The 14,823-nt window shown below is 45.4% G+C and carries 11 protein-coding genes and 1 pseudogene; 3 read left to right on the plus strand and 9 right to left on the minus strand.

The features are described from left to right. Window positions 1–11 precede the first annotated feature (11 nt). The 3 genes and pseudogenes from amyE to ACQVGT_RS19015 all read right to left on the minus strand — a co-directional run bounded on the left by amyE (window position 12) and on the right by ACQVGT_RS19015 (window position 4,289). Entirely contained in the window at window positions 12–1,991 is a 1,980-nt protein-coding gene (gene amyE, locus ACQVGT_RS19005) for an alpha-amylase (protein ID WP_015382700.1), read from the minus strand. 147 nt (window positions 1,992–2,138) lie between these two features. Then, window positions 2,139–2,740: pseudogene (locus ACQVGT_RS19010) on the minus strand (DUF6773 family protein). A 115-nt stretch (window positions 2,741–2,855) separates the two neighbouring features. Beyond that, window positions 2,856–4,289 (minus strand): YfcC family protein, encoded by a 1,434-nt coding sequence (locus ACQVGT_RS19015; protein ID WP_003246402.1) that lies wholly within the window; start codon window positions 4,287–4,289, stop codon window positions 2,856–2,858. A gap of 149 nt (window positions 4,290–4,438) precedes the next feature. Between ACQVGT_RS19015 and ACQVGT_RS19020 the strand changes: the two genes are divergently transcribed. Then, window positions 4,439–5,590 carry a M20 peptidase aminoacylase family protein gene (locus tag ACQVGT_RS19020; RefSeq protein WP_015382697.1) on the plus strand — a complete coding sequence of 384 codons (1,152 nt, stop codon included), beginning with the start codon at window positions 4,439–4,441 and terminating at the stop codon, window positions 5,588–5,590. Window positions 5,591–5,627: 37 nt separating this feature from the next. On the opposite strand, the gene opuAC is transcribed toward ACQVGT_RS19020, so the two are convergent. Genes opuAC through opuAA form a run of 3 tightly spaced genes read right to left on the minus strand, consistent with a single transcriptional unit; the run spans window position 5,628 to window position 8,615 of the window. Continuing rightward, the gene (gene opuAC, locus ACQVGT_RS19025; protein WP_015382696.1) at window positions 5,628–6,509 is read right to left on the minus strand and encodes a glycine/proline betaine ABC transporter substrate-binding protein OpuAC; all 882 of its coding nucleotides are present in this window, start codon (window positions 6,507–6,509) and stop codon (window positions 5,628–5,630) included. Further along, window positions 6,509–7,357: a glycine/proline betaine ABC transporter permease subunit OpuAB gene (opuAB, locus tag ACQVGT_RS19030; protein WP_003234703.1), complete on the minus strand. Its 849-nt coding sequence runs from the start codon at window positions 7,355–7,357 to the stop codon at window positions 6,509–6,511. Before opuAB ends, opuAC begins: the two co-directional genes overlap by 1 nt. 1 nt (window position 7,358) lies before the next feature. Beyond that, window positions 7,359–8,615 carry a glycine/proline betaine ABC transporter ATP-binding protein OpuAA gene (gene opuAA / locus ACQVGT_RS19035; protein ID WP_015382695.1) on the minus strand — a complete coding sequence of 419 codons (1,257 nt, stop codon included), beginning with the start codon at window positions 8,613–8,615 and terminating at the stop codon, window positions 7,359–7,361. Between the two features lie 289 nt (window positions 8,616–8,904). Between opuAA and ACQVGT_RS19040 the strand changes: the two genes are divergently transcribed. Together ACQVGT_RS19040 and ACQVGT_RS19045 are read left to right on the plus strand one after the other, a co-directional pair. After that, window positions 8,905–9,207, plus strand: coding sequence for an ArsR/SmtB family transcription factor (locus ACQVGT_RS19040; RefSeq protein WP_010886398.1), 303 nt, complete (start codon window positions 8,905–8,907; stop codon window positions 9,205–9,207). A gap of 68 nt (window positions 9,208–9,275) precedes the next feature. Next, on the plus strand, window positions 9,276–10,448 hold the full coding sequence (locus tag ACQVGT_RS19045) for an MFS transporter (RefSeq protein WP_015382694.1): 1,173 nt from the start codon (window positions 9,276–9,278) through the stop codon (window positions 10,446–10,448). 286 nt (window positions 10,449–10,734) lie between these two features. Here ACQVGT_RS19045 and niaP read toward each other — a convergent pair whose 3' ends face one another. The 3 genes from niaP to ACQVGT_RS19060 all read right to left on the minus strand — a co-directional run bounded on the left by niaP (window position 10,735) and on the right by ACQVGT_RS19060 (window position 14,779). After that, complete coding sequence (niaP, locus tag ACQVGT_RS19050) at window positions 10,735–11,937, minus strand: niacin permease NiaP (RefSeq protein ID WP_015252880.1); 1,203 nt, start codon at window positions 11,935–11,937, stop codon at window positions 10,735–10,737. Between the two features lie 121 nt (window positions 11,938–12,058). Next, window positions 12,059–13,150 carry a toxic anion resistance protein gene (locus ACQVGT_RS19055; protein ID WP_015382693.1) on the minus strand — a complete coding sequence of 364 codons (1,092 nt, stop codon included), beginning with the start codon at window positions 13,148–13,150 and terminating at the stop codon, window positions 12,059–12,061. 15 nt (window positions 13,151–13,165) lie between these two features. After that, window positions 13,166–14,779: a YceG family protein gene (locus tag ACQVGT_RS19060; protein WP_015482762.1), complete on the minus strand. Its 1,614-nt coding sequence runs from the start codon at window positions 14,777–14,779 to the stop codon at window positions 13,166–13,168. Window positions 14,780–14,823 lie beyond the last annotated feature (44 nt).

Here is a 14,823-nt window from a genome sequence, read left to right on the forward strand (position 1 = left end):
TAGCATTGCCCTCAATGAGGAAGAGAACCGCTTAAGCCCGAGTCATTATATAAACCATTTTGCACATAATCAAAGCCAGGCTGATTCTGACCGGGCACTTGGGCGCTGCCATTATTAAAAATCACTTTGGCGTTGGTTGTATCCGTGTCCGCGGGCAGCGTCAGCGTGTAAATTCCATCTGCATTTTTAGTCATTGGTTTTCCAGGCCAAGATCCGGTCAATTCAATTGCCCGGCCCCCATCATGTTTATAGATATAAGCATTTACTTGGCTCCAATGATTCGGATTTTGATAGCCGATGGTTTTGGCCGAAGCTGGATCTCTTTTAACAAAGCTGTATTCCTCGGTCTTCGTTACCCCATCACTGTTCGTTCCTTTTAATATGATGGTGTATGTTTTGCCAAATGGATCTCCTTTTCCGATTGTGAATTGATCTCCATCCTTAAACGCTGTCTCTGGTCCATTATTGATTTGATAAACGGCTTTTGTTGTATTCGCATCTGCACGCAAGGTAATCGTCAGTTGATCATTGAAAGAATGTGTTACACCTGTTTTGTAATTCTCAAGGAAAACATGAGGCGCTTTTGCAATATCATCAGGATAAAGCACAGCCACAGATCTGGCATTGATCGTGCCTGTCAGTTTACCATCGTTCACTTGAAATGAACCCGCCCCAGCTTTATTATCATACCTGCCATTAGGCAATTTTGTTGGCGTATTGATAGAAACAGAGGAAGAACCTGTATTTGCCAGCACAACGCCATGTGAGCCGCGCTGATTCATAAATATCTGGTTGTTTCCATTCGGGTTCGAGAGTTCCTCAGGCTGTCCAGCCATCACATTGTGAAATCTATTGACCGCAGTGATAGCCTGATCTTCAAATAAAGCACTCCCGCGATCGCCTATTTGGCTTTTCCCCGGGAATCTCACACCATTTCCGCCTCCCTCAGGTCTAGAAAAGAAAAGAGGCGTACTGCCTGAACGAGAAGCTATCACCGCCCAGCCTAAACGGATATCATCATCGCTCATCCATGTCGACTCTTCATCATCATTGGCATACGTATCATGCGACTCTACCCATGTCACTAGCTTGTCCGCAGACACATCTGATGCATAGTGGGAGATATTCGACACGCCCAGATTACGATTCTTTAAAGCGGACCTTATGGAATGCCCATAGTTAGACGCTGTCACATTCATATAATTCGCATAGGCAGCATCTCTTGAGGCACTATCCTGCAGGATTTCTCCGTATTGGAACTCTGCAGATGTATTTGTGATATTCGGCCAAAATTGACTGCCGTAACTCCCATCATCCGGAAGCTCTATATGTTTGGCGGCATCAAATCGAAAACCGTCTGCCCCGTCATTCAATGCTCTTTCTAAGAAACGTTTCAAATAGGACTGTACTTGTGTATTTTGTGTATTCCAGTCATACAGCCCGAGCAATGAATTCTGCGTGACATCCCATCGATCAGACCAGTTTTTAATTTGTGTGTTTCCATGTGTCCAGTTTGGAATACTCTTAATCTCATTGGAAATCGCGGCATAGTCACTGGTGGTATGATTGATGACCGCGTCAACAATGACCTTTATGCCATATTCTTCAGCGGCTGCACACATTTCTTTAAATTCTTGTTCAGTTCCTAAGTAACGGTTGCCAATTTGGTACGATGTCGGCTGATAGAGCCAGTACCAGTTCGACATGCTTTTATTTCCTTGGTTCCCTTCCTTTACTTGGTTAATCGGAGACGTCTGAATGGCTGTATATCCTGCATCATGAATATCCTTCATATTGTGTTTTAACGTATTAAACGACCAATTCCAAGCATGAAGAATGGTTCCGCTTTTGATCGATGGCGCTGTAAGCTCATTTGATTTGTTAGCCGTTTCAGCATTCGCAGCCGTTGGTCCTGCCAGAACCAAATGAAACAGCAATAAAAATCCAGCGAATAACGGCAGTAAAGAGGTTTTGAATCGTTTTGCAAACATTCTTGACACTCCTTATTTGATTTTTGAAGACTTACTTCGGAGTCAAAAATCCCTCTTACTTCATTCTTCCGCTTCCTCCTTTCAAACTGATGTGAAGACTGGAGAATTTTGTTAACGCTTACATTTTAAATTATCACAATCACTCTATCAAAACAACTTGGCAGAGTGAATACAAATCAATGTTCCTATAAAAAAAGCTGCCCGAAACTGTGAACGCTTCCCTCGCTTTCCAAACAAAAAAAGAAACCATCTATTTTTCAAGATGATTTCTTTTTTATTTCTTCTTTTACCGCTCTTCTGTAAGCCAGCTTCACAATCACATACCGAAGCAGAAACAGAACGCCGCCGCAGACGATAAAAAGAAGAATCATTTTCAGCCAAGCGAAGAATGTATGGGGAATCCCCCTGTCGTACATCGTAAGCACCACTACCGCAAAGGCGACCGCAATTGATTCTATTCGCTGCTGCTTCACCCGTTTTTGCAGTTCTTCTTTGGTGTCTATTCTCGGCATGAGCATTCCGGATGCCGCAGCCCTGATGCAGTAATATAAGATAATGATGAACAAAAACACAAGGCTTGCAGCCCATTCTTTAAACGGAAATTCAAACATAATGCCGCGGATGATCACATCAAGCAGCGCAAATGCTCCCGCTATCATCCCAATCTCCGACCAGATTTTTTGTTCTTTTTCTTTTACTCTCTTATTTTTCCCATTCACGCCTGAAAGTCTATTACGCAGATTATTCATGACCTTCCTCCCGCACTTTTACGAATGGCTTATGGCTTACATGTTACAATAACAGCCTGCGCTTCTGCAATGAATAACTCAAAAGCCCGCCGTACAAGCCGGCGGGCAGTAATCGTTAAAACGGCCCCCAATTGATCATGACGCCGATCACGATAAAGACAAGCCCGATCAAGAACCAAATCAGAGCAAGCGGCACCATAAACCGCAGCCACTTGACATACGGAATACCGCTGGCGGCAAGCACTGCCATGAGAACGCCGGATGTCGGGTTCACACAGTTGACGACCCCTTCTCCAAGCATAACTGCCTCCACTGCAACCTGTCTCGTGATTCCCATCAAATCAGCGAGCGGCGCCAGGATTGGAATAAATACAACGGCTTCGCCAGACCCTGAAGAGATGAGAAAATGAAGCAGCGCACTGGCGATATACATGCCGATTGCCCCGGCAATCGGGCTGAATCCGTCCAAAAGTGAAGCCAAAGCATTGACGACAGTATCGAGGAGCTTTCCATTTTCAAGGATAACGGAAATGCTTCGTGCCATCCCGACAATCAGCGCCCCGTATACAAGGCTTTGGCAGCCCGTAATGAAGGTTTTGGCAATATCGTTCGCCGCAAGCCCGCCTATTAAACCGGCAAGGACAGAAATAAAAATAAATGTCGCAGCCATTTGGGAATCTGACCAGCCAAGCTTCAAAGCGCCGTATAAAAATCCGACAAGTGAGAGTCCCGCCACAGCCAAAATCAGCTTATGGCGAACGGTAAACGGCACTGACTGATCTTCTTCTTTACCGGCTTCGCCCATTCCTGCCGCAGGGAACCAATCTGTTCCTAACACGCTGGCATCTTTTGATTTTTTTAATTTTCTCGTATACAAATAGATATAAATAATAGAAGACAGCAAAAAGCATATGTATATCACAACTCGCAGGCCGATTCCAGAAAAAAGAGGGAGCTCCGCGATTGATTGTGATAAACCGAGCGGTGACGGTGATAATATGGTGGAGTTAAATCCAGCGTAGCAGCCGATGTAAATAACAGCGGCTCCCGCGACTGCGTCCCATTTTAAGGATCGTGCCACAATGAGGCCTATGGGGATAAAACCGATAACTGAATTCACGACAATCCCGGTTGTTCCGAGAATGGAGAACAATGCGCCGACAATACAAATAAATAATAATTGCTTTGTGCGGAATTTGCTGATGACATTGTAAATCAGGCCATTGATGGCACCCGTTTTTTCTAGAATAGCAATGGTGCCGCCTGTGAATAAAATCAGAAAGATGATGGGTGCTGATCCAACCATTCCATCCTGTAGAGAAGTAAAAAAGCTGATCAAGCTGACCGGAGACTGTTCAATTGAATGATAGCTTCCTGGAACAGCGGTCGTGACATCCCCCTTCGTCACGCGGTCAAATTCACCTGCCGGCACAATATATGAAGCGATTGCGCAAATGAAAGCAATCATAAATAAGAGGACATAGGCGTCAGGCATTTTAAATGTCATACGTTTTTTCTTAGGCTGTGTTTCGGCTGCTGGCATACTCATATTTCGATCCATCCCCTCTGTTTGAAAATATTAATTATTCTGAAAAGTAGCAATATGTGCTATATTATATACAGCCTATCTTCCTGTTTCAATATAAATAAAGTAAAGAAGGTAAAAATTCATTCTGATAGAAGGAGGTATTTCTTACCATGCAAAAGCTTTCAGAAGACATGAAACAAACCATTATGGATATCTTCGAGCATCTGCACGCGAACCCTGAAGTCAGCTGGAAGGAATATGAAACAACTTCATTTTTGAAACAAAAGCTTGAGGATTTAGGGTGCCGGACGCGCACGTTTTCAGACTGCACCGGGGTTGTCGGCGAAATCGGCTCAGGCTCACCTGTTGTAGCGGTACGCGCTGATATTGACGCGCTGTGGCAGGAGGTTAACGGCACATTTCGCGCCAACCATTCCTGCGGACACGATTCACATATGACAATGGCATTGGGCACGTTAATGCTGCTCAAAAAACAACCTGAGCTTTCGAAGGGCACAATCCGTTTTATCTTTCAGCCGGCAGAAGAAAAAGGCGGCGGCGCCTTGAAAATGATAGAAGAAGGCGTGCTTGATGATGTCGACTATTTGTACGGCGTTCACGTCCGTCCGATTCAGGAAACACAGAACGGCCGCTGCGCTCCGTCTATTCTGCACGGATCAAGCCAGCACATTGAGGGAACGATCATCGGGGAAGAGGCTCATGGCGCCCGTCCGCACCTCGGGAAAAACAGCATTGAAATTGCGGCATTTCTTGTACATAAGCTCGGACTCATTCATATTGACCCGCAAATCCCGCATACCGTCAAAATGACAAAACTTCAAGCCGGCGGTGAAAGCTCTAACATCATTCCAGGAAAAGCATCGTTCAGCCTTGATTTGCGCGCACAGACCAATGAAGCCATGGAGGCGTTAATCGCCGAAACAGAAAGAGCCTGTGAAGCGGCCGCCGCTGCATTCGGCGCAAAAATCGAGCTGCAAAAAGAACACAGCCTTCCTGCAGCAACACAAAACAAAGAAGCTGAAGCGATCATGGCAGAAGCCATTACAGATATCATCGGGGCTGAGGGGCTTGATGACCCGCTTGTCACCACCGGCGGCGAGGATTTTCATTTTTACGCCGTGAAGGTGCCGAATCTGAAAACAACGATGCTCGGACTAGGCTGCGGGCTCCAGCCGGGGCTCCATCATCCGCACATGACCTTTGACAGAAATGCGATGTTCAACGGCATTCACATTTTAGCGAATGCCGTATTAAAAACTTTTCAAAAGGCTGATTCACCCGCTGCCGCTTACGTAAAATAACGCAAAAAAAGCAGCCTGACACAGGCTGCTTTTTTGATTACTTCTTCAAATCTTCAATTGAGTTGACATTTTTCATATATTGAGGAACAACAAGCCCCATCTTCACACCAGTCATACTGGTGCCAATATCATCATATTTGCCTTTATATTTAGCGGCGTATGCTTTATGGGTATTCGGCAGCCATGCGGAAAGGGATGCATCCGCACTTCCCGTCGCAATTGCAGTCCACATCGGCCCAGCCTCTACCTGAGTAAGTGTTACCTCATAGCCCAAGTCTTCTAAGACTTTGCCTATGACGTTTGTACTTGCAATCTCACTGTCCCACGCAACATAGGCAAGGTTGATTTTGTCTCCCTTCACCTTTTGAACGCCTTTTGTCCATTCGGCAATCTGATCCTTGTGTTTATTGACGTACTCAGCAGCAACTTTGGAAGGTTTCTCGCCTTCTTCCACCTTGATCATGATTTCGCCCATTTCGTCTTGCGTCCATTTAAACTGGCTCAGAAGCTTTGCGGCATTCGGCTGTTCTTTGCTGAAGCCTTTGCGTGTGATCGTATGGATTTCCTCTGCGCTGCCATAAGATTGTTTCGGATCATCGAGATATTTCAGCTTATATCTGGAGAACATCCAGTGCGGTGTCCATCCTGTAATGATAATCGGTTTCTTACGGTCGTATGACTTTTTAAGTGTAGCGGTCATCGCAGCACTTGACGCTGAAATCAATGTCCAGTCATTCAGGTCATAATCCTTCATCGCTTTGTCAGTCAGGGACATAATCCCTGAACCGGGGTCAATCCCGATGATGGTCTTATTCACCTGTTCTGCTGCGGATGCATTTTCATCGTTTTCTGAACCGCAAGCCGCAAGTGAGAGCGCCAGCATGGCGGAAACGCCGATGCCGATGATTTTTTTAAGCATCAGGCATTCCCCCTGCTTTTCTTCTTCACTTTAATATTTTGAGTAATACGGTCCAGGGTAATGGCAACGATAACGATGGCGATACCGGCCTCTACTCCGACCCCGGTTTTCAGCTGTGTAACGGCACTGTATACTTCAGAACCAAGTCCCGGTGCACCGACCATTGCGGCGATAACAACCATTGATAACGCAAGCATGATGCTTTGGTTAATTCCGGCCAAAATGGTTTTTGTCGCAAGCGGAAGCTGAACTTTAAACAAACGCTGAGCTGTTGTAGAACCGAATGCCTCAGTCGCTTCAATCAGATCCGCCGGCACTTGTTTAATACCGAGAACAGTCATGCGGATTGTCGGCGGCATCGCGAAGATAACAGATGCAACAACACCCGGCACAACACCGATGTTAAAGAAGAAAATCGCCGGCAATAGATATACGAAAGCAGGCATTGTCTGCATTAAATCAAGAATTGGCGTTACAATACGGCGAACCGTTTCTTTCTGGGACGCCCAAATTCCGATCGGAACTCCGACCACAATCGAAATAATCACAGATGTCAAAACAAGCGCCAATGTTTGCAGCATTGGGTCCCAATATCCTAAATAATCGATCAGGAGGAATCCAATCAATGTAAATAACGCAATTCCCCTTGTACTGATCCACCACGCAAGTGCGGCGAAAATAATCGTTAACAAAATAGATGGAATAAATCCAAGACCAGTGACAATTCCATTTACAAAAGCGGCCAATCCGTTTGCAATTCCGTCGAAGAATCCGCCAAACGTCATCGTAATCCAGTCAACAAAACGGTCAATGATATCTGCTAAAGGTATTCTAGGCAGTCTATCCATCTTACTTCACCTCCTGTGCAGAAGGATCTTGAGTTTGTCCGTCAGTGCCTTCAGCATTGATATACTCGTTATTGCCGGCAAGTGCGCCAATCAGCGCGCCTCTTACGACAATCCCTTTCATTCTTTGCTTCTCATCTACAACCGCAATTGGAATATTCGCGTCAGACACAACGTCAAAAATCTCTGTCAGATACGTATTCTCTGGTACAGTCGTAAATTCTGTATTCAAGATGTCTTGAAGTGACAAATCAGACTCAGCCGCTTTTTTCGCATCAGACGCATAGATAACACCTAACAATTTCTTTTGTTTATCCACTGCGTAAATCGAAGAAATTCCAAGGTTTTTCATCAGCGTCAATGCTACGCGAGGCCCTTTATCAATCCGCACTGTTTCAGCGCGTTTCATAATGTGGCCTGCTGTGAGGACTTTAGACAAATCAACATCCTCGACGAATTTTGCAACATATTCGTTAGATGGATTCATCAAGATTTCTTCAGGCGTGCCAATCTGAACGATGTTACCGTCCTTCATTAGGACAATTCTGTCGCCGATCCGCAACGCTTCATCCAAGTCGTGCGTAATAAAAATAATTGTTTTTCCAACATTATCGTGAAGATCAAGGAGCTCATCCTGCATATCTTTACGAATCAATGGATCAAGCGCACTGAACGCTTCGTCCATCAGAAGGATGTCAGGATCATTCGTCAACGCGCGGGCAAGGCCGACACGCTGCTGCATCCCGCCGGAGAGCTGGTCTGGATATTGATGTTCAAATCCTTCGAGCCCGACGAGCTTAAGAGACTCAAGCGCTTTTTGCTCCCGCTCTTGTTTGTCTACGCCTTGAAGCTCCAGTCCGTATTCTGTGTTTTCAAGTATCGTTCTGTGCGGGAACAGAGCGAACTTTTGGAAGACCATGCTGATTTTTTTCCGGCGGACTTCCCGGAGCTGGTCTTTTGACATATTTGTTATCATGTCACCATCAATGTAAATACTTCCGGCAGTCGGTTCAATAAGCCGGTTTAACATCCGTACTAAAGTTGATTTACCGCTCCCTGATAGACCCATGATGACAAATATCTCACCATCATATACTTCAAAATCTGCCTGATTAACCCCAACGGTTGATCCGGTTGCTTTCAGGATCTCTTTTTTTGTCTTTCCGTTGGCAAGCATTTGAACTGCCTTCTTTGTTTGTTTTCCAAAAATCTTAGAGACTTTCTCGACTTTTATCTTAATTGGTTTCTCATCTACACTCATATTTTCCCTCCATATTAAGCAATCTTTATTACCGTAACATTTATGTAACTCCCCGCACAAACAGCATATTCTCTTTTATTCTGTACCATTTCTTTATAAACATCCATGTGACCACATAATCTTATTTATGCTTCTAAATGCTCTGTAATCCTCCTATATGATTGTATTTTACGGGTGATTTTTCGCCTATCTTTAGTTGAAAACGCTTTTATTGGAATTGAATTCCTCCTTCCTCTTATGACTTCCTGCTCCTTTACTGGAAAAATAAGTTGCTTTTTCAACACCCATTATGTATTATAGTTTCATGACTATGAAACAATCAGATGATCAAATCAGAGCGCAAATTTTCAAAGCACTGTCTGATGAATCAAGGCTTGCCATTATTCGTACGCTTTATGTCAGCGGAAAAGAACTCAGCTGCGGTGAAGTAGGTGAAAAGTGCAATATTGTCAAAACCACGGCATCTTATCATTTTAAAACGCTGCGTGAAGCGGGATTGACGGCAACTCGGAAAGATTCGCGGACAAAATACGTCAGTCTGCGTGAAGACACATTTCAAACTTACCTGCCTGGCTTTTTGGAAACCCTCTAACAAAGGGTTTTCTCTATACATATCTGTTTTATAGTTTCAAAGTTATAAAACAATAGGAGTGATAAAATTTGAATCGCATTTGGCTTTTCTTCAGTGTCATGTTTGTCATTGGCACGGATACCTTTTTGCTTTCGCCGCTTCTCCCCCTTTTACAGGATCAGTTTCATGTTTCTACTGATTTGTCAGGCTGGATGGTCAGTGCTTATGCACTCGGTTATGCGCTCTTCGCTTTCATTGCAGGCCCAATCTCAGACCGGCTGAACAGGAAAACAGTCATGCTGTGGGGACTTGCAGGCTTTATCGTATCCACGTTTTTATGCGGCATCGCTCCCTCTTTTGCCGCCATGTGCCTGTTCCGTTTTGCCGCAGGCGTTAGCGCTGCGTTTGTAACGCCTCAAATTTGGGCGTCCATCCCAGTCATTGTCCACCCTTCTCAGATCATAAAAGGCATGGGGATTGCGACAGCAGGTTTGGCCGCTTCACAAATGCTCGGACTTCCTATTGGAGGGTTTCTCGCTTCCTTTACATGGCATACGCCATTTTTCGTTTTGTCAGCGTGCTCGCTTATTCTTCTATTGATCCTGGCGGCGGTCATGCCTGATATCCGGCCTTCTGAACAATTGATACGCCCATCAATTGTAAACCCCTATCGGGAGCTTTTTTCATTGCCGAAAACATCGGTTATTCTGCTTGCCTATTTTCTGTTTCAAACCGGAAACTTCGCTTCGTTCAGCTTTCTGGGTACTTGGCTTTCCGCAGATTATCATTTAACCGTGTCACAAATTGGCGCAGCTATGCTTGTACTCGGACTGGGAAATATGCTCGGGAGCCTTATCGGCAGCCGGGTTTCAGAAAAGCTGGGCATGTTTAAAACACTGATCAGCGGGATGCTGCTAATGGGCGCTCTCTATTTCGCTCTTCCGTTCTTTCCAAACTTGTTTTTTGTAGAAGCCGGCTTTTTTCTCACGTTCTTTACAGCTGGCATCATCTTTCCGTTAATGATGAGTGTCTTTCAATCCATTGCACCAAATGCGCGAGGAACCATCGCTTCCCTTTCCAATGCCGCTATGTATGCCGGAACCACTGTCGGTACAAGTATTGCAGGTTTTTTATATCAAAGCACACAGCATTTCGGAGCTGTCACAGGATTTACTGCCATTCTGTTCATACTTTCTATGACGCTCTACCAAACAATCAGTAAAACCGGGAAACGCCAATCCGCAGCCCGGGCGCAATTGTAAAAAAAGCACCTCATTCAAGAGGTGCCTCAGATTGTTGACAAAATCCTAAAATGGTTTTCATTTTAGGATTTTGTCATCTTTTCAGCGTGATTGAAAACCCTTGAAGTCTAGGAAGGACGAGCATAGGAGCGGACATTCACAGGATGTGATGACGGCGGCGTTTAGGCAGGACGCCTGAGAATTTAGCCGTTGATCCACTTCGCATTGAGCACCGAAGCGCAGTCCTGACAACGAATGCGAGGGTTTGTCGACACGCTGAAAGCACCTCTTTCAAGAGGTGCTTTTCCTATTCCAGCTCAGTTTGTTTCGTTTCTTTCCCCATAATCAAAATACAAGCAACCGCGAGTAAGATTGCAATGCAAAAGATTGAAAAGATGACCGAAAACGAAATATGACGGGCTGCCAGGGTTCCGACGAGCAAAGGCCCGAAGATGCCGCCGATTCTTCCAAACGCTGCTGTCGTTCCTGAACCTGTTGCTCGAATCGCAGTCGGGTATTGCTCCGGGGTATAAGCATACAGCACGCCCCACGCACCGAGATTGAAAAACGATAACAGCATTCCAGCCGTAAGCAGAAGACTTAAGGAATCCGCCGTTCCGAAGAAATAGGCGCTTCCTGCTGTACCAATCAAGTAAATGACGAGTATCCACTTCCGGCCTGCTTTTTCAATCAGCCAGGCGGCAGAGAAATAGCCCGGTAGCTGAGCAAGCGTCATCAGCAGGACATATTCAAAGCTTTGAATCATGCTGAAGCCTTTCAGCAGCATGACACTCGGCAGCCATAAGAACATGCCGTAATAAGAAAACACCACACAGAACCAAACGATCGACAGCATTACGGTCGGCCGTATATACTGTCTTGCCCAGACGCTTTTTACATTCTCCCACACCGACCTCTTTTTGGCAGAAAGCGATTCATATTTCGGCGAATCAGGCAGACTCGTCCGCAGGTACAGCGCATAAAAAGCAGTCAGCGCAGTTAACAGAAGGGCAGCCTGCCAGCCGAAGCTTGGTATCACAAAGTAAGAAATCAAGGCCGCTGCGAGCCAGCCCACGGCCCAAAAGCTTTCCAAAAGCACAATCACTCTGCCTCGCTTTTCAGGCACAACCGCTTCCGAAACGAGTGTTGAAGCGACTGGAAGCTCGCCGCCAAGTCCCATACCAATCACGAAACGAAGGATTAGAAATGCCGATAAGCTCGTCACAAAAGCGGAAATGCCGCTTCCGATGGAAAAGCATAAAAGGGTGATGATGAACACTTTTTTGCGGCCGATTCGATCAGCAAGCAAACCAAACAAAAACGCACCCGCAGCCATGCCGATGGAATTGACGCTTCCGATCCATTTCATTTCCTCGGGCGACAGATTCCACTCTACATGGAGCGCGGCGATAATAAACGATAATATTCCGACATCCATTGCATCAAACAGCCACCCCAAACCGGCGACGCCCAGCAGTTTACGCTGGGATATAGGCTGTTGTTTTCCCATTGCCAACACCTCTGATATGCAAAATGATTACCGTTTAAGTTTACACCTGTCTTTACACATTGTCATTAACTAAATGATGTAAATGAAAAACCCCGCTTATGTTCCACAAGCGGGGTTTTTATTATTGCTGCAATGCTGCTTTTTTAATATTATCCTGAAGCTGTGCAATTCGTTTCGCGCCGTCTTCGCGGAGGCGTTTGTTTTCTTCCTCGATTTGTTTTGTTTCCTGCATGCCGCTGACAATGGTGTTCCAAGACGATTCGATCGTTTCAATATCTATGCTCGGTCTGCCGGCCATTCTGGCAATTTCAACACTTTGGCTCGAGATGTTTTCAGCATTTCGTTTCAGCATCTCGTTTGTCCGGCGGTCAAGCTCGCTCATGGAATCAGCCACAAGCTTTTGCCGCTTTACCGTAACAGCCTGAATAATGCCGTTTTTGAAAATCGGAATGGTAATGATAAACGCGGAGTTGATTTTCCCGATCAGCTTTGCATTTCCTCGCTGCAGGAGACGGATTTGAGGTGCGGTTTGAAGCGCCACCATCCGTGCCATGTCCAGATCATACACCCGTTCCTCAAGCGCCTGAATGCCGTTGCGCAACGTATCGAGCTGCATTTGCGCCAGCTGGTTCCCGCTTGCCGCTTTTTCCTCATATGAAGGAAGGATCGACTGCATCTCTTCCAGTTTCATCTGCCCGGCAACGACGTATTTTTCAAGCTCCATATAGTATTTGATATTGTTTTCATACATTTCATCGAGCGTGTAGTTCGTCTTCGTCATCTCATCTTTGTATTTTGAAATCTCAACGTGGATTTTTTCAATCTCTCCGCCAAGTGTCTGATACTTTTTAAAGATTTTTTCAATCATGCTGCCGCCGCGTTTGAAAATTTTCGCCATTAATCCCTTTGGCTCATCAAAATCATTTTTGTCGAAGCGGTCCATGATTTTCCCAAGCTGAGTCAGCATTGTGCCGGAGTCTGTCACGCTTGTTGTTTTCATCATCCCCAAGATGCGGTCAGAGAACTTGGATATTTCAACGGCCGGCTCCTTGCCATACTCAAGCAGCTCCATTTGGTTTTTGACGTCAATTTGTTGAGCAAGCCGCTTTACTTCTGGTTCCTGACGGAGCTGAAGACGAATATCGTCAGCTTTTTGCTGGGAAATCTCTTCATTTTTATCGAGAACAAGCGGATTTTGATTTTCTGTTGTCATGCTTTTCTTCTCTCCTTATTTTTGGGTAATGGTTCTGAAGAGCCTTTTCACAAGCGAAGGCTCTTTGTAGTCCTGCTGAAACACCATGTCGTCCAGCCAGTGGATATCATACTGGTCCTCTTCAATAAACTGCTCAATATCTTGGTGTCCGGGCGGATTATAAATGATGATATCGATTCCGATTTCATTCAGGAACAGCAGGGCGGCAGCATCCGATCGCGTGAGTCCGCCGCTCATTTCCGTATGATATAAAACGAGTTTCGGAACGGTTTGCGCATAGTCGAACATTTGAATCAATTTCAGCAGATTAGCAGGCAGGTTTGTTGTTTGTTTAAACAAATAGATTTGAACATCCTTGACTTGTTCCTGATGCAAAGCCTTAAGCCGCGGGTGCCTGCACATTCTCGAGATCGTTTTGGCAATGGCAGTCTGAACGCCCGCCGGCAGCTGTTTGTACTGCCACACATTGCTTGCCATCAGCTTGTCCGGATCAATGTTCCCTTCTTGATCAAGTGCGTGGCTGTAGTGAAATTGATAGTTCGACTTTATTTCTTCTGTAAATGGAAAGCTTCTTACCATTTCTGTTTCCTGATAATCCGCTAGAGTATGAAGCCTGTTCCAATATTCCTTATTGTCTTTCGACACGCCCATAATTTTGGCGAATACATTCGGAATCTCAATTGAATGTTTATCTGCTTTGAAATTCGGCCGAATAAAGGCGCGTTCTTTCGTGATTAAAAACAATTCATCATAGGTCGTTTTCAGCGTAACGGACACCGGTGTGTGATCTCTGAACTGCCACGGCTTATACAGCATAGATTCCTCGTGATTCAGCACATGTTCAATTTCCTTTGTTGAGCGGTAAGCCACTGTTGATTTCCGGTCTGGTTTTTCTTTCGGAAACGGCTGAAGCTCCGAAACATCCGGGAGCTTTTCCGTAAAACCGAGCTCCTGCTTCGGGTCGACAAGCGCCAGCTGATCCGTTCCCGCCGGATGGAACAGTAGTACATCACAGCCGACTAGCATCAGATAATATAAGAAATAGAGCTGGCTTTTCGTCGCATCTCCATACCAAACAACCTTCGGCAACTCCCGCTCTATATCGGTTTTTTCCAGCCAAGGATTCAGGTGGTTTAAGGAAAACTTCGAGACATCAAGCAGCACTCTGCGAAAATCAGGATGATTCAGCCCCTTTTCATGACTGTCCGCAAAGGTATGTAAAAGCGTCATCAGCGCTTTTCTTAAATGGCGGTGCATCAGGGGATTTGAGTGCTTCGCAATCAGCTTTTCCCCGTCCAGAAAGGCAACAAAGCGGCTGACTGACAGCCCTTTTTCTTTCTGATTGATGGAATGAATATGCTGAAGCTTTTGAAATGTTTCCGGTTCGATTGTTTTATCAAGCGTTTCACTCAAAATCGTTATGCGGTCGTTTACAGACAGCTCATACAGCTCGTTATAGTAGTCCGTCTCATCAATAGGCGTGCCCAATATCTGACCGGCAAGACGAGAAAAAGAAAGGCCTTGTGCAGTTTCATAGTGATCCCGCTCCGGCAATGGCTGAAACAGCAGGCTTTTCCAATCGCCATCAGCCGGAAGTGCTTTATGAATGGTTAGTTCTTCTTGTCTCATCATATCCTCCTTTCCGGTTTGTCATTGAACGATATTTCGGTAAC

It is taken from the genome of Bacillus sp. SCT118 (assembly GCF_058566435.1).